We start from the raw sequence: 16388 nt of genomic DNA, 5'->3' as shown, positions 1-16388 counted from the left end.
AAAAAAATAATTCCATTTGATTGTTGTTAACAAATCGCGAATAAATGTGAGCTAAATACTGATGTTTATTTTTTGAAAAGCTGGTTCAGATTTTTCTGTGCCGTGAGAAAAGCCAGTTTTTCCCTGGATTTGGTGGCGAGAAAAAATTGAAAATGTGCAACAGATCACATTAAAAGGGTTTTAGAAAATAAGGTACAGGCCGGGAACCTGTACCTTTCAGGTGTGTTTAACGCAGTGGTGCTGGCTGATGTGCAATATTGGACAGGTAAAGATTGAAGATATCCTGCATGACCAGTGCCTTATTCCTGTCAGCATCAATGACAAAATGTGTGGCTGAACGGTACAGTTTTTCCCGCTCTTTCAGTACGCTACTCAGCTCATCAATAATGTCCAGGCCGGTTAAGGAAGGGCGCTGGCTGATTGCCGGGTTAGCGGAAAGCCGTTCCACCAGAGCCTGAATAGAGGCACTAAGGTAAAAAACCATACCATTGTTTTTCATATGGTTACGGTTTTCTTCACTCAGTACCATACCACCACCGGTCGCCACAACATGCTCCGGCGACGTAAAGTCCTTCAGTATCTGGCTTTCAATTTTGCGAAACGCAGGCCAGCCTTCTTCGTCAACAATTTGTGCAATGGTTTTACCTGTACGTTGTTGTAGCGCTTCATCGGTATCAACGAAAGTTAAAGCCAGGTCTGCCGCCAGCATTTTACCAATGGTGGTTTTGCCGCTCGCCCGGGGGCCAATGAGTATTATCGCTTTTCTCATAATATCCAGGCCTTTAACATAACCGCTCTAAGTTGCGGGAAAACAGTTCAGCCGCAGCCGACTGGTAGAGTTTCCATTGTAAAAAATCCCCGCCAGGGTATACCTGCAGAAAGTCCTCAAAAGAAGTGAAGTAACGCATCGTATTGTTACCTATGCGGTCATTAATTTTGTGAACAATTGCAGCGATACGTTCTTTGCGGATTAATCTTAGCGCTTCCATTTTTACGATAATATCTTCAGGGATTTCTTTTTCCCCAGATTCCCATTGAGACCATGTTTCTGTGTCACTGTCTCCGGCAATCCAGGTTGCAGATTCTTTAACGGAAAGAAAAAAAAGGTAGCGTAATGCCTGTAGTTCGAGGTTATTCATTTTCTTGTTTCTCAGGGTTATCTGGTGTTGTTGGAATAATGGTATGAGAAATATATAATTAATAAAGGTGATCTGTGTCATGACTCGTGCAAGTATTTAAATCAGGATTTGTTTTTTATTACCTCTCTCAACTTAATGGCGCTTTTCTTTTCTTCCGCACCAGGCTCACTTTTTAAACCCCGGGTAACTGCCTCATGTTGTCTTGTTGTGGGGACACCGGCTGGTTAAATATTGAAACACTCAGAACAAACTGACACATAAAAAGTGGTTAAGCGCACAGAGTGTGAATGTTGAACCCGGGTCTGGTTACTACGCTGCCATAAGGTTCATCTCTTGGGGGGCGCAATCACAACAGGGCGGTGAGCCACTGGTTGTGGAGGAAAAACGGCCACACAACGGGATGGAAAAACAGGTACAGGAGCCAGACATGAAGTTACGCACACTAGGTACAACAGGGTTACACATTCCGCCGTTGGTGTTTGGCGGCAATGTTTTTGGCTGGACAGCAGACGAAAAAACCAGTTTCTCTTTGCTCGATGCGCTGCTTGAACGTGGGTTCAATACGATTGATACCGCAGATGTCTATTCGGCCTGGGTACCAGGTAATAAAGGGGGCGAATCGGAAACCATTATTGGCAACTGGCTGGCGGCTCATCCTGGAGTTCGCGATAAGATTGTGCTGTTTACCAAAGTGGGTTCCGATATGGGCGGGCCGGATAAAAAAGGGTTGTCTGCGCGCTGGATAACCCAGGCGGTTGAAGACTCATTACGCCGGTTGAAGACAGATTACATCGATCTCTATTTTTCCCACTGGGCAGATAATTCTACGCCTTATGAAGAGACATTGGGCGCTTACGAGACGTTGCTTAAAGCGGGGAAAATTCGTGCTATTGGGGCATCAAATCTCGATGCTGACCAGCTTAAAGCATCACTGACCGCGGCAGACAACGCCGGGGTTCCACGCTATCAGGTGTTACAACCTGAATATAATCTGTTTGACCGGCATTCGTTTGAAGGAGCCCGCCAGGCACTGTGTATTCAGGAAAATATTGGCGTAGTGACGTATTACAGCCTGGCATCGGGTTTCTTGTCCGGAAAGTACCGTAGCCAGCAAGACCTGAGCAAAGGCAAGCGTGGCGACCGGGTTGCCAGGTACCTGACGCCGCGTGGTATGGCTATTCTGGAGGCTCTGGACAATGTGGCAAGCCGCCATGATGCGCAACCAGCCGAAGTGGCTCTTGCCTGGCTGAGCACCAGGGACGGGGTCACCGCCCCTATTGCCAGCGCCACGTCGGTGCCACAAGTTGATGCCTTTGTCCGTGCCATGAGCCTGGAATTAAACCCGGATGACCTCGCGCAATTGAATGACGCAAGCCAGGAGTAATTCACTATTTTGAGTGTAAACAGGCCAGTAAGTATACCTGGCCTGTTCCTGTGGCGGGTAACCCGCCAGGTGTTATCCCTGGCGGTATTTAATCACCAGAATGGGCAGGGCAAACAGCAGTGTCAGCAAGTTTGCCAGGCTTACCGCTGCGTCGCCAATCAATAGCCCATAGGCCAGCCACATCACCAGCCCACACACAAACATCAGGTACATCAGTAAAGAGATCCCTTGTGTGTTGCGGGTGGTAATAACTTTAACTGCCTGGGGTAAAAACGACAGCGTGGTCAGGCTGGCTGCCAGGTAACCCACAAATGTGTGCCACTCCATGTTATACCCCGGTTTCCGGCTGCCCGGTTACTGGGCGGGTAAGGGGCGTTGCCGGTTTTACCGTGCCGGGTTTGCGGTATTTATCCAGCAAGTGAATCTGAATATGCCGCAACATGTCGCCATTGAGTTTGTAGTAGCGGAAATAGAGCCATAACGTGGCAAGGAAGAAAAATGCCGGTAATACAATCATGATGACCTGCATGCCTGCCAGGGTGCTGGCAGACTGGGCGACATTGGGAACATAACCAATGACTCCCAGCACCAGAGCGATAAAGAACGCGGCAAATGCTGAACCGCCTTTCACCACCAGGGTTTGTACTGAGTAAGCGATGCTTTCGCAGCGCACATTGAGTTTATATTCGCCGTAATCCACGGTGTCGGCCACCATAATCACCTGCAAAACCCAGAACAACGCGGTGCCAATATTAAACAAAACGCCTGCCAGTAAAATGACCATCACCGGGTGGAACTGGCTCAGGGCGGCAACCAGCAATACGCCACTGCCCAGCAGGGGCATTAACGAAGCGCCAGCCCACAGTATGCGCCGGGAAAGCCGCCTGACCAGCCGGGGGAACAGAATGAGCGTAACAAGGTTAGCCGCGCCAGCATAAGACATATACCAGGGAAATAAACTGGCGTCGCCAATCACATAAGTGAAGTAATAGATGGCAAAGCCATTCACGATATTGGCGGCAATGTTGTAAGCCAGCGCCATGCCCAACAGGCAACGTAACTGGTCGTTGTTATACAGCAGCCCAAAAATCGCTTTCAGGCTGGTTGCGGAGGAGGAGGAAGACGTGCCCGGGCTGTCGGATGAATACACTTCGTGCACGTTACGCAGCGTGACAAGCGTAGAAGCAATAAAAAAAGCAATCAACACCAGAGTAAACAACTGGAACCCATCACCGCGGTTTGCGCCGCCAACCGCTTCTACAAACGGCAGGGTGACACCGGCTGTTACAAACCCGGCAAGGCTTGCAAAAAAGCGTGGGTAAGGCACCAGTTGCTCACGTTCACGTTTATCCAGCGTTATGGTTGGCACCAGTGACCAGAATGGAATATCCATGATGGTGTAGGTCATTCCCCACAGAATATACGTGACGGCGGCATAGATGAGCTGTGCATTGCCATCCAGCTTGTGCGCACTGAAGAGTAAAAAGAGCACTACGGAGTTTGCCAGTGTACCGACCAGTATCCACGGCTTAAATTTGCCCCAGCGGGTGCGTGTGGCGTTGACTATCCAGCCCATAATGGGGTCGTTAATGGCATCCCAGATACGGGCGACTAAAAACAGTGTCCCGACCGCGCCAACGGACAGGCCAACTACATCGGTGTAGTAATACATCAGGTACATGTAAACAATGCCGATAGCGAAATCTTTACCGAATGCACCGAAACCGTAGCTGAGCTTTGTTGTCATTGAAATACTCATAGGGTACCAGCCTGTGTTCCCAGGGCTGCCTCATGTAGAGTGATACGGTTACCTGCCAGTGCGGGAGGCAGTTGCTCCCGCGTGTTTATTTGCGTACTGCTTGTTTACGTACTTAGTTGTGGAGCCAGCTAGGTAACCAGTCTCCGTGAGCGGCAATCAGGTCATCCGTCAGTGCATAAATTTCGTCAATGCTTAACACGGCAGCGGTGTGCGGGTCGAGCAGGGCGGCATAGTACACATCGTTTTTGTTTTCATTCAGCACAGCCTGAGTGACTAACGTCTGAACGTTAATGTTGGTTTGCATCAACGCGGCCAGGTGGGCTGGCAGCCTGCCAATATGGGTTGGCTGAATGCCGTTGGCATCGACCAGGCAGGGTACTTCCACGCAGCAGCCTTCTGGCAGGTTGTCGATAAGCCCGTCATTACGCACGTTGCCGTAAACCACTTCGGGTGTGCCAGTCCAGATGGCATTCATGATGGCGCTGGCGTATTCGCGTGATGGTGACACATCAATACGTTCCGCCTGCTGGTAAGCCGCCAGGTCTTTATGCCAGGTATCCAGTTGCTCAACGCAGCGTTTGGGGTACTCATCTAACGGAATTTGATACCGGTCGATAAGATCCTGCCGCCCGGGTTTAATAAACCAGGGGGTATATTCGGCAAAGTGCTCTGAGGACTCAGTAACGAAGTGGCCCAATTTTTTGAACATTTCATAGCGCACAATATTTGGGCAGCGCGTGTTGCCATGAATGTTGGCTTTGGGAGCGCGGCCCTGGGCATACGCCTCCAGCAAATCCGGGTAGACAGATGTGTAATCACCCCGCGCAGTTTTCTTTTCCAGCGCCAGGTAAAACGCCATATGGTTAATGCCAGCGCAGCGGTAACGCAGGTCTGCCGGGTCGATATCCAGGTCCCGGGCCAGTTCTTCGGCCGTTCCCTGAACTGAGTGGCACAACCCTATCTGTTTGATGTGCGGGTAACGGGCATAGATTGCCCAGGTGTTCATCGCCATGGGGTTGACGTAATTCAGCAAGGTGGCTTCGGGGCACAACGCAGTCATATCCTCACAAATACGCCACAAGTGCGGAATAGTGCGTAATGCGCGCATGATACCGCCAGGCCCGAGTGTGTCGGCAATGGTCTGCTCCAGCCCATGGCGTTTGCAGATTTCAAAATCAGTGACCGTACAAGGCTGGTAGCCACCAATCTGAAATGCCACCACCACAAAATCAGCGCCGCTCAGCGCTTCACGTTGTTCTGTATGGCAGGTGATATCGCCTGTCGCACCCGTAGATTCCATCAGTTTGCGCACGACAATATGTGATTCTTCCAGGCGAACCGGGTCGATATCCATCAGTGCGATATGCGCGGTTTTTAATGCCGGGCGCTGAAACACATCGCCCAGTATATTTTTTACGAAAATAGTGGAGCCTGCGCCAATAAAGGCAATTTTAGGGGCGGACATCATCATGGTTTCTCCTTCCGGCTGTTAATGATGCCAGCATGGCACTGAGGGGCAGTGGTTATCGTCCCTGTAACCTGTTGAGCTGTCCCGGAAACTCAGAACTTGCGCGCCAGAGCAATAAAAATGACTAAATGGGAGGAAAAAACCGGTTTTACAGAGTTTTTGGCAGAAATCCTGTTCCATTATTACTCTGCTATAACCCGGATTGAGGGTGATATCGCGTTTTTTTGCCCAGGGTTACGCCATCATTCTTACTTTCCAGAACAAGGAGCGACGATGGGACACTCTGCTTTTTCAGCACTGCCAGCCGACCCTTTTATGTGTAGCAGCGATGAACGGGAAACACGCAGCCCGTTGTCGCTGTATTCTGAATACCAAAAAATGGAAATTGAGCTGCGCGCCCCTCATGCCATGGCAACCAGCCACTGGCACGGGCAGGTAGAAATTAATGTCCCGTTCGATGGGGATGTGGAATATGTCATCAATAACGATATTGTGCGCATTAAACAAGGCCACATTACCCTGTTCTGGGCCTGTACTCCGCACCAACTTACGAACCCCGGCCACTGCCAAAGTATGGCTATTTTCAACCTGCCAATGCACCTGTTCTTAGGGTGGCCGCTGGATAAAGAACTGATTAACTACGTGACTCATGGCATGGTTATCAACTCGCTCGCCAGCCAGCAATTGAGTGAGTTTGAAGTCCGGCGCTGGCAACAGGAGTTAAGTAGTAAAGACGAACAAATTCGCCAGGTCGCCATTGATGAAATAGGCCTGATGCTCAAGCGCTTTAGTTTATCTGGCTGGCAGCCACTGGTGGTGAATAAAACCCGGCCAACACATAAAAACCGGGTATCACGCCACGCTCAATTTTATGTCAGCCAGATGCTGGAATTTATTGCCCGCCATTACGACCAGTCGCTCACCATTAATGACGTGGCGGAGCATGTTAAACTCAACCCGAATTATGCCATGGGGATTTTCCAGCGTGTGATGCAACTGACGATGAAGCAATACATTACCGCGATGCGCATCAACCATGTGCGGGCATTATTAAGCGATACGGATAAAACGGTACTGGATGTGGCACTGACTGCCGGTTTCCGTTCGAGTAGCCGTTTTTACAGCGCTTTTGACCGCTATGTGGGAATGTCACCCCAGCAGTACCGCAAATTAAGCCAGCAGCGGCGGCTGATGGGGCGTGAAGAAAACGCTTAACTGCGTGATTTTTGTGTTTTCTGGCGGCGTAATACCCAGGCCTTACGCCATGCGCGGTTGTGCAGGAAGCCATTTACCGCCTGGCTAAAAACAGGTGTATTGAGGCTGGTGAAACTGAGCGCGCTGAAAGCAACCCCTGCAACAGACATCGCCACAAACAACGGGTGTGGTGCATGGCCCAGAAACAATTGGGCCAGCGTAAAGAGGAGATACCCGGTTGAGATGGCCGCCACGCACCGTAACAAAACCAGGTAGCCCCTGAGTGCCAGGTAGTAACCTCTGGCAGCCAACGAGCCCAGAGTGAACAGCACCAGGCAAAAGAGCAGTACACCAGGAACTATACCGGCGAACACTGCATTGCCCGGCCAGCCTGCCAGATAAAATATCCCCATCCACAGCGCCGGTTGCGGCATGGCAAAGCTGCATAGCGCGCACAGCATACTCAGCGCCAGAGGCAGGCCAAATTTAAATGGGTTAAGCACACCCGGGAAAACCAGTTCCTGCATTACGGCTTCCAGTTCTGTTTCACTGGCCTGGCGTATGCGGGCATCCAACAATTTCATCCGGGCAAGGCTCGCTGTAATTTGCTTCATTTCACGCAGTACACATTAAAGAGAGAAAGACTGAAGAAGGCCGATAACATACTGGCCAGATTGTACCGCATTTCCCGGGTGGCGAATGGTGCCGGTCATCGCACTGCCTGCAAATGCCGAGGTATTCACCATTGCATTGGCTAATTCGCGTTGCAGGCTGTGTTGCAGCGCTTCTGCCGGGAAGCGTTTCGGGTACACACCAGCTTTCATGGCGGCTTTGATTCCGGCACCGGATATCCCCGGGTTCTGGGCACGGATAATTTCTTCTGTGAGGCGTTTGCGTTCAGCCCGGCTCAGGCCTTTGAGCCACTCAACGGCTTTGGCAGAGGAAACGCCTTTCATTAGTTTCCAGGTTTCGAGAGTGCTTTTCAGGCCTGCACCGGCACCCGCCAGAGAAATGACATCCAGCACGGTGCTGGTGGTGTTGTACCAACCCTGGCTGTCCAGCCATGCTACGTCATCACTGTGGCCCGTGCCGATAAACGCCAGGCGGCCAACGCCAATTGCGCACTGGGCTGCTGTTGCCAAACCACCAGCCACAATCATTGCGGCGATAACACCGGAACCACCTGCAGTAAATGGCACGGCAGCAGACGCGCCAACGGCCAGCACCACGGTGGCAACGGTTGCGCCACAGGCAATAGCAGTTGACGTGATTTCATTGGTCAGTGAAGGGGCCTGAAGGGTGTTGACCACAGCTTTGGTTGCCTGTTCTGCAGAAACAGCACGGACTTTGGTCACAATGACATGGCTGACTTCACTTTTGACCATGGATTTCGCCCGCCGCGAAGGGCGCACCAGCCAGCGCTGTTTCCCGTCATCATAAATAATCCCGACCTGGTAGAAATTGCGGGAACAATCCAGCGTATCGGCCAGTTTTTGAAAATCGATATCTGCTGCACCGCTTGCGCCAAACAACCGCGCACCGGCATAGTCAGGCATGCCTGCTTCTATGTTATTGCCAGGGTATTGCATGTTGAAACTCCTCTCTCCAGAACCATGCGTTGTATTGAGTAACAAGAAAACAAAGCAAAAAAATTCAGATTGATGAAAAAGAAGGAAAAAGCGTGGTTTTTCCTTCTTTTTAGTTAGCAGCCGAAAATCAATAAATTGATTTTCCTGGTTTTTTATTGGGTGACATCCTCTCGTTCTGTGCGGACATGAGGTTTGTCATCAGACTCATAAATTGTGAATGATGTGGTAATTCATTGTTATTTATCGCAACAGGTTAAAGGGCTGCCGGAACAGGGTATTTAAGATTGTTCTTATTATGCCGGGCAAAAAATAGGGATCTGTGAAAGAAAACTGTGGGGAAAATGCGCTGAGTTGTGCGGGGAAACCGGTAATTTTTGGCAAACCCGGGCAGGCCATGTGGTGAGCCTGGTTGTGTTATTAACCCGGCAGTGCGGAAAATTGTGTGCGGGCCACCAGCCAAAGTAGTGACCCAGCGACATAAAAATTAAGCAGACGCCATCCAGCCCGCAATAATATCGCCATACAGGCTTTGTGCCTGTTCCAGTTTGTTCACTTCACAATATTCATCTGTCTGGTGCGCCATGGCGGGTTCGCCTGGACCGAGGATAATACAGGGTGGATTTCCCAGCGCAGGTAACAACAGCGAGGCATCGGTAAAGTAAGGCACGATCCGTGGCGTAAGTGGCGTGCCATGCAGTGGCTGGCAGAGTGCGAAGACCGCCTGAATCCACGGGTCTTGTGGGTCTGTCAGAACCGCAGGCAGGTCAACCTGCGCTGCCAGGTGAATATGCTCGCCAATGTGGTGATGCAGCCGCTGGCAAATATCACTGTGGTTAAGATTCGGGGCCGTGCGGATATCCACATCAAACACCGCGTGGTCCGGAACTGAATTAACATTCAGGCCACCGTGAATGCGGCCAACATTCAGCGTTGGGTGGCGCATTAATGGGTGATCCGGGCCGGGGGAAAAATGCTGGATTTTTTGCAGTGCGGCTGCCGCCAGGTAAATGGCATTGATACCCAGTTCAGGCATGGCTCCATGGGCTGTCTTGCCGGTTGCTTCTGCCCGCAGCCAGAGCGCGCCTTTATGCCCAATCACCGGGTAATTGGCTGTTGGTTCGCCCACAATCAGTGCGCCTGGCGCGGCACCAGCCAGGCCGGATTCCAGCAATGCCCGCGCACCATCACACCCGGTTTCTTCGCCACCGGTCAGCCACAGGGTGACTCCGGTACCAGCACGAATGGCGGCCCGTTGTGCATCGCAGGCACCAATAAATGCGGCAATAGCGGCTTTCATATCGCTGCTGCCACGCCCATACAGGCGGCCGCCCACGATATCTTTGCCGAACGGGTCATACTGCCATTGTTGCTGGCCCAGCGGCACGGTATCCAGATGCCCGGTAAACCCAAGTGGCGCACCCGGAGTATTGCCCGGTAACCGGGCAACCAGGTTAGTACGATTGTCGCCAAAGGGTAACAGGCTTACCTCAAACCCGCGTTCTACCAGGTGGTTGGCAAGAAACGCCATACAGGCGTGTTCATTGCCCGGCGGGTTAATGGTGTTGAACCCCAGTAACTGCCGGGCAAGGGTGATAAGTGGTGTCGTCATGAGCGGGCCCGGGTGAGCCAGTCCAGCGCATTGACCCACAGGCGGCGGTAACCATCCCACTGGCAAAACTCATCGGGCAGCCAGTGAGCAGACATATCACTGGTCCAGGCCAGAGTACGGCCTTTTTGATACTCCCGCACCGCCAACAGTGGATGCCCGGTGCCAGATACCGTAGCAAGCAACTGGCCTTCGGGGTGCATTTCTACTTCGTTATAGCCCAGCAACCACGGCCATTCCCCTGCCAGCCCGTCGAGCACCGGGTGCTGGGTAATGCACTCTGCGCTGGCGCCTTCCGGCACTTCTACCCGGTCATCCCAGGGCAGGCAGCGCACCGGCAACACTTTCTCGACTGCGGTATTGCGGTAGCGAGCACCACCGTTGATACCCTGAAAGCTGAAGTAACCGCCAATCATCATCAGGTTCCCGCCCCCGGCAACATAATCATGCAGTAACGTTAAGCGATTAGGGGTACGGCGGCTTTTCAGCCAGGTGTCCGGGTGCAGTAACAAGGTGTTCGCACCAATATCGGACAAAATAACTACATCCCACGCCTGTAATGCTTCAAGGGTGGTGGGAAAGTGGGCCTGGGCCTCGTGAGCGGGCATGTGGGTGACCTGGTAATCACTCTCTTTCAGTGCCGCGAGAAAGGCATCAGCCCCGGTGTGGTAAGTGGCCGTGTAGAACTGGTCAAACCCTTTTACGTGTGTGGCACTACTGGTCCAGGATTCGCCGACCAGTAAAACAGACTTTTGCATGGATAAACTCCTGTTACCCGCCAAATACGCGTTGCGGGTTGGTTATCATTAGTGTTTCCAGTTGTTCGCCGGTAACGCCGTGGCGGCGTAAGCGGGGCACGAAATGTTTGAGGATGTAGCCGTAACCATGGCCGCCATAACGGGTGAGCATGGTTTTCAAAAACACATCCTGGGAAAGCAGCACCTGGTGAATAAAACCGGCGTCAATCAGTTCGCGAATAGCACGGGCATTTTCTTCATCGGAAGGCGACTGGGCAGATTCGTCGGCATAGTAGTAACTCATGCCTATCATGTCGTACTCCAGAAACGCGCCCCGTTTCGCCAGGCTATGTTGATAGGCTTTGTCGGCAAAACTGGGGTTCATGTGGCACAGCACGGTATGGCGCAGGTCTGCCCCTTCTTCTTCCAGAATATCCAGCACTTTGTGGCCCAGCCGCTCCCAACCCGGCAGGTGGACTTCAATGGGAACCTGGGTTGCGGCATTGGCGCGCCCGGCAGCCCGGAGCGATTTCTCTTCTTCTGGTGTGAAGCGGCTGGAGATGCCGATTTCGCCAATTAACCCGGCGACCACTTCTGGCTTTTCATCCATGCCGCCTAGGTCGTAAATCAGTTTGTCGGCCAGCGTCTGGATATCCAGAGTTTTGGCCCAGTCCGGATGTGATGGCTCGAGGTATAACCCGGTGCCCATCACAATATTCAGGCCGGTGAGCCGCGAGATACGCTGCAATGCATGGGGATCCCGGCCAATGCCGAGGTTAGTTGGGTCAACCACAGTTTCTCCACCCAGCGCGCGGTATTTCATGAGTTCTTCAATAGCAACATCTACATCGAACAACTGGCAGTTATCGCGGCTCATTAATGGGTTGAGTGATAACTCCCCAAGATTCTCGATCCTGACCGGCGCTTCGGCGATATGGCGGTCGCTGCAACAGCACGGTGGAACCCATTTTCCAGCAGCATCCAGCAATATATGTTCATGCATCAGCGTGACGCCCATTTCCCCAACAGGCATTGGCCCGAGCACAGTCATCACACTGCCACTGTTCACCCCAACAGGCAGCGGCGTGGGGTGGCGAAAAATTGAACCCTTCATGAGCTATCCTTTTGCGGCAGAACGGGTGGGGTTAAGAATGCGGGTGTTCAGCCAGATGGCGAGCAGGATGATGCAGCCCGTGGCAATCTGGGTATAGAACGGTGAAATATGGGACAGGATCAGGCCGTTCTGGATAACTGCAATGGAGAGCGCGCCCAACAAGGTGCCAATGATAGTGCCAAACCCGCCAAACAGGCTGGTACTGCCCAACACCACAGCGGCAATGACCTGGAGTTCAAACCCTTCGCCCTGGTTGGATGACCCACTACCGAGGCGGGCGGTGATTATCATGCCAGCCAGTGCCGCGGCCATGCCACTGAGCATGTACACACGCATCGTCACTGACTGGGTTTTGATCCCGCTGCGGCGTGCACCTTCGTTATTTGCACCAATCGCGGTGACATAGCGGCCAAAACGCATATGGTTCAGCGCAAAATGGGCAATGATCAATACCGCGATACCGATCAGTGCCGGCATTGGGATGCCCACCACCCACGCCCGCCCCATAAAGGTAAAACCGCTCCCGGCCGGAACCGGTATGGAATAGCCCTGGGTTATCAACAGTGCCACACCACGAACTACCGCCAGTGTTGCCAGTGTGACAATAAACGCGGGGATCCCTTCACGGGCGATGAAAAAGCCATTGATGAGGCCGATCAGTGCGCCAACCGCCAGGCCGCCAATAAACACGACAGGCCAGGGCAGGCCCCAGTGATTCAGCGCAATAGCCGACAGCGCGCCCACCAGGGCCAGTGTGGATCCTACGGAAAGATCAATGCCGCCAGTGGTAATCACAAAGGTCATTGCACTGGCGACAATCAGTAGCGGTGCAGTCTGGCGAATAATATTCAGCCAGTTATTGCCAGTCAGAAAGTAGCTGGTGATAAGTGAGAACACCAGGCAGCAGAACACGAAAAATAGCGCGATACTCACCACGCCGGAGTGGTTGTGCAAAATGCGTTTGGGCAGGCTGTGCTGCAGTACGCGGGGGCTGGACATATTAATGGTACTCATGGTTATCCCCTCAATGAGCCTGAGCGGAGTGGGCGGTGAATTTCTCGCCAACGATCAAGTTGACGATATCGCTCAGGCTGGTTTCGGCAACGCGACGGTCGGCAACGTTGGTGCCTTCGTACATCACCATGATGCGATCACAGACCAGGAACAGATCCTGTAAGCGGTGAGTTATCAGGATCACGCTGACACCACGGGCGCTGACACGTTTGATCAACTCCAGTACGGCTTCTACCTCTGCAACCGCCAGGGCGGCAGTGGGTTCATCCATGATGAGCACTTTAGGGTTGAACGCCGCTGCACGGGCAATGGCGATGGCCTGGCGTTGCCCTCCAGACAGGTTACGCACCATCAGCCGGGTGTCCGGAATAGAAATTCCCAGGCCCTTGAGCATCTCCTGGGCTTCTTTGTGCATGCGCTGTTCATCCAGGAAAGGAATACCCAGCACCTGTTTCATTGGCTCGCGGCCCATAAACAGGTTGCCGGCCACATCAACGGTGTCGCACAGTGATAAGTCCTGGTAAACCATTTCTATTTGGCAACGCCGGGCATCCGCCGGGGTCTGGAAACGGTGTTCTTCACCATCAATGCGAATTGCCCCGCTGGTGGGGACTACAGCCCCCGACAGGATTTTGGTGAGTGTGGATTTGCCCGCACCATTGTCGCCGACCAACCCGAGAACTTCTCCGGGGGCCAGGCGCAGGTTTACGCCACGTAATGAACGTATAGAGCCGTAAGTTTTGGTGATATTCACCATCTCGACTCTGGCCGGGACTGCCTGTTGTTGCATGCCATTACTCCCAATGTCGTGTGACGGTAGATGACGTTGCGTATTCGGATGGTCGCCACACCGGTCCACTTCTTGTAAACCGGTTTACTTAATGGTGACGACCACCCTTCAGGTTTGCTGTGTTCGTTACTTGTTCGCCGCATTTACCCAAGCAGTAACCATGCCAGGTTAAAAAACACTCACTGGATATTATTGTAATCTATTGAATTTAAATGATTAAAATGGAAGTTTTTTAGTAAACCGGTTTACTAAGTAGTTAGTATGAGTGATGCCTTAACAGGGCGTATTGCGCTAAAACTGCGCAGCCATTGCACACAATTAGCGCAGCCTGGGGGGCGGCATGATGGAATCACGGGCAACCCATTCAACAGGAAAACGAGTCTGTTCCGGCACGGTTTCGCCGTTAAGTAAACGCAGCATCAGTTGCACCGCCGTGGTCCCCATTTGGTGGGCTGGCTGGCGGATAGTGGAAATGCGTGGTTGGGTGAAATTAGCGTAACTGGCATCATCGAACCCGACCAGTGACAGGGCTTCAGGAGCCTGGAGCTGGCGAGCCCGCAAGCCGTCAAGAATGCCCAATACCAGGTAATCACTGGCCGCGAAAATCGCCGTGGGGCATTGTGAACCACTGAATAACTGATCCAGTGCTTTGCCGCCATATTCACGCTGGTATTCGCCATATAGCACCCATTCCGGAGGGCATGACAGGCCCGCGGCTGCCAGCGCTTCACAAAAACCCTGGTAGCGTTCGCGTACACTCATCAGGGCATCCGGCCCACCGACAAACGCAATGTGGCGGTGCCCGGCGCGGATTAACTGCTCTGTCGCAAGGCGGCCACCCTGAAGGTTGTCGGCAAACACTTTGGGAACATGGCTGCCAGGGATGTCTTCATCGAGCAAAATTATCCGCTGGTGGTGCTGTACCTCGCGGCGCAACAGGCCGTCATCCGGGCGGTTGGTGGTAAACAACAGGCCATCGACCTGGCAGGTATCCAGCCAGCGAATAAACTGCCGTTCTTTTTCAGGGTTATTCCGCGTGACGCACAGCACCAGGCTGTAACCTTGTGCAGAAGCGGCTTCTTCGGCGGCATCGGCCAGTTCAGCAAAGAAGGGGTTGGTGATATCCGGCAGCACCAGACCAAGTGTTTCACTGCCGCCTTTGCTCAGGCGGCGTGCCAGACTGTTGCGCTGGTAATCCAGCTTACGAATGGCTGCCTCAATCCGTGCTGCCGTTTCCTGAGGCAACACCAGATTATGGTTGAGGTAGCGTGAGACAGTGGCTTTCGACAGCCCCGCCAGGTTTGCAACGTCTGAAAGAACAACCCGTTTTTTGGTCATGATCGCCGTTATCGTATTGACTGTTCATATCAGTAACACAGATAGCGCTCAGGAATATAGCGTTTTGTCACCTTTTCCGGGGGATGAAAATTAGCACTTGACAAGAGATGCCAAAGCGCGAATTTTAATAACCTGTTCCCGACGTTGCCTTTGCTGCATTTTCTCTGGTTATGGAATACCTGAGAAAATATGTTTCGTTTCTCTCGCAGGCCCCATTTTTGGCGTCTGTGTTCTTTATTTGTCCCGCCAAAATACACCTTGTTGCTTTGTAACAAGTTCATAATTTTTCTGACGAGGGCATGACCAATGTTATTCAACACCAGCAAAAAAAATGTTATTTCTGGCGCGCTGATACTTTCTGCACTCTTGTTCGGTAAAGCAATGGCGGCAACGCCAGGCTATGCATTGGTGCAAATTAACCAGCAGGCACTGTTTTTCAACCTGATGAATAAAGGCGCACAAGAAGAAGCAAAATCTACAGGGAAAAATTTAGTTATCTTTAATGCTAACGATAACCCTGTATCGCAAAATGATGCCATTGAAAACTATATTGAACAGGGTGTTAAAGGCATTATGGTTGATGCCATTGATGTGAATGGCATTATGCCCGCTATTAAAGAAGCCGCAGCGAAAAATATTCCTGTCATTGCTATTGATGCGGTATTGCCTGCCGGGCCTCAGGCTGCTCAGGTTGGGGTGGATAACGAAGAAGGCGGCAAAATTTTAGGCAAATTCTTTGTTGACTACATTAATAAAAATGCCGCAGGCAAAGCCCGCCTTGGCATTGTTGGGGCACTTAACTCCGCGATTCAGAACCAGCGCCAGAAAGGGTTTGAAGAAACCCTGAAGGGCCATAAAGGCATCAGTGTTGCGGATGTGGTGGATGGCCGAAATATCCAGGATGATGCCATGACCGCAGCTGAAAACCTGATAACCGGTAACCCGGATTTGACGGCTATTTATGCCACTGGTGAACCTGCATTGCTGGGGGCGATTGCCGCAGTAGAAAACCAGGGTAAACAGAGCCAAATCAAGGTGTTTGGCTGGGATCTCACCGCCCGTGCCATTAGTGGTATTGATGCCGGTTACGTGACTGCTGTATTGCAACAGGACCCGGAAAAAATGGGGCAGGAAGCGGTGAAAGCGCTGAATGCGATTAACAGCGGTAAAACTGTTAGCAAGAACATCCTTGTTCCGGCAACTGTGGTGACAAAAGCGAACGTTGATACGTTCCGCCCACTGTTTAAATAACCCAC

General features: G+C 52.1%; 16 protein-coding genes. 3 read left to right on the top strand and 13 right to left on the bottom strand.

Annotated features, from left to right (window positions below; genetic code table 11):
- Window positions 1-226: 226 nt before the first annotated feature.
- The gene (gene aroL / locus DT73_RS07890; protein ID WP_036106617.1) at window positions 227-769 is read right to left on the bottom strand and encodes a shikimate kinase AroL; all 543 of its coding nucleotides are present in this window, start codon (window positions 767-769) and stop codon (window positions 227-229) included.
- Between the two features lie 13 nt (window positions 770-782).
- Window positions 783-1139, bottom strand: coding sequence for a DUF1870 family protein (locus DT73_RS07885; protein ID WP_036106613.1), 357 nt, complete (start codon window positions 1137-1139; stop codon window positions 783-785).
- Window positions 1140-1566: 427 nt separating this feature from the next.
- On the opposite strand from DT73_RS07885, the gene DT73_RS07880 reads away from it, so the two are divergent.
- Window positions 1567-2523, top strand: a complete 957-nt coding sequence (locus DT73_RS07880) for an aldo/keto reductase (protein WP_036106610.1) — start codon at window positions 1567-1569, stop codon at window positions 2521-2523.
- Between the two features lie 72 nt (window positions 2524-2595).
- Here DT73_RS07880 and DT73_RS07875 read toward each other — a convergent pair whose 3' ends face one another.
- The 3 genes from DT73_RS07875 to DT73_RS07865 form a co-directional block, all read right to left on the bottom strand.
- Entirely contained in the window at window positions 2596-2850 is a 255-nt protein-coding gene (locus DT73_RS07875) for a SemiSWEET transporter (RefSeq protein WP_036106607.1), read from the bottom strand.
- A gap of 1 nt (window position 2851) precedes the next feature.
- The gene (gene melB / locus DT73_RS07870) at window positions 2852-4282 is read right to left on the bottom strand and encodes a melibiose:sodium transporter MelB (RefSeq protein ID WP_036106604.1); all 1431 of its coding nucleotides are present in this window, start codon (window positions 4280-4282) and stop codon (window positions 2852-2854) included.
- A 112-nt stretch (window positions 4283-4394) separates the two neighbouring features.
- A complete protein-coding gene (locus DT73_RS07865) occupies window positions 4395-5750 on the bottom strand; it encodes an alpha-glucosidase/alpha-galactosidase (protein ID WP_152552503.1) in 1356 nt (451 codons plus the stop codon).
- A 273-nt stretch (window positions 5751-6023) separates the two neighbouring features.
- Here DT73_RS07865 and melR point away from each other — a divergent pair, with 273 nt between their 5' ends.
- Complete coding sequence (gene melR / locus DT73_RS07860) at window positions 6024-6965, top strand: transcriptional regulator MelR (RefSeq protein WP_036106918.1); 942 nt, start codon at window positions 6024-6026, stop codon at window positions 6963-6965.
- Here the strand turns inward: melR and DT73_RS25100 are convergent.
- From DT73_RS25100 to DT73_RS07820, 8 genes are all read right to left on the bottom strand, one after another.
- On the bottom strand, window positions 6962-7558 hold the full coding sequence (locus DT73_RS25100; protein ID WP_152552498.1) for a hypothetical protein: 597 nt from the start codon (window positions 7556-7558) through the stop codon (window positions 6962-6964). The two genes, melR and DT73_RS25100, sit on opposite strands and share 4 nt — an antisense overlap.
- Before the next feature lie 15 nt (window positions 7559-7573).
- A complete protein-coding gene (locus DT73_RS07850; protein WP_036106601.1) occupies window positions 7574-8533 on the bottom strand; it encodes a hypothetical protein in 960 nt (319 codons plus the stop codon).
- Between the two features lie 484 nt (window positions 8534-9017).
- The gene (locus DT73_RS07845) at window positions 9018-10142 is read right to left on the bottom strand and encodes a M20 family metallopeptidase (protein ID WP_036106598.1); all 1125 of its coding nucleotides are present in this window, start codon (window positions 10140-10142) and stop codon (window positions 9018-9020) included.
- Window positions 10139-10897: a glutamine amidotransferase gene (locus DT73_RS07840; protein ID WP_036106584.1), complete on the bottom strand. Its 759-nt coding sequence runs from the start codon at window positions 10895-10897 to the stop codon at window positions 10139-10141. Before DT73_RS07840 ends, DT73_RS07845 begins: the two co-directional genes overlap by 4 nt.
- Window positions 10898-10910: 13 nt before the next feature.
- Entirely contained in the window at window positions 10911-11990 is a 1080-nt protein-coding gene (locus DT73_RS07835; RefSeq protein WP_036106581.1) for a phosphotriesterase, read from the bottom strand.
- A 3-nt stretch (window positions 11991-11993) separates the two neighbouring features.
- Complete coding sequence (locus tag DT73_RS07830; protein ID WP_170123768.1) at window positions 11994-12995, bottom strand: ABC transporter permease; 1002 nt, start codon at window positions 12993-12995, stop codon at window positions 11994-11996.
- 19 nt (window positions 12996-13014) lie between these two features.
- Window positions 13015-13761 (bottom strand): ATP-binding cassette domain-containing protein, encoded by a 747-nt coding sequence (locus DT73_RS07825; protein WP_170123767.1) that lies wholly within the window; start codon window positions 13759-13761, stop codon window positions 13015-13017.
- A 351-nt stretch (window positions 13762-14112) separates the two neighbouring features.
- Window positions 14113-15132, bottom strand: a complete 1020-nt coding sequence (locus DT73_RS07820; protein WP_036106571.1) for a LacI family DNA-binding transcriptional regulator — start codon at window positions 15130-15132, stop codon at window positions 14113-14115.
- 306 nt (window positions 15133-15438) lie between these two features.
- On the opposite strand from DT73_RS07820, the gene DT73_RS07815 reads away from it, so the two are divergent.
- Window positions 15439-16383 (top strand): substrate-binding domain-containing protein, encoded by a 945-nt coding sequence (locus DT73_RS07815; protein WP_036106569.1) that lies wholly within the window; start codon window positions 15439-15441, stop codon window positions 16381-16383.
- The last annotated feature ends 5 nt before the right edge of the window (window positions 16384-16388 follow it).

The sequence above is a fragment of the Mangrovibacter sp. MFB070 genome, assembly GCF_000705335.1.
GTDB classification, from domain to species: domain Bacteria; phylum Pseudomonadota; class Gammaproteobacteria; order Enterobacterales; family Enterobacteriaceae; genus Mangrovibacter; species Mangrovibacter plantisponsor.
This window is presented reverse-complemented; position numbering and strand designations above follow the sequence as displayed.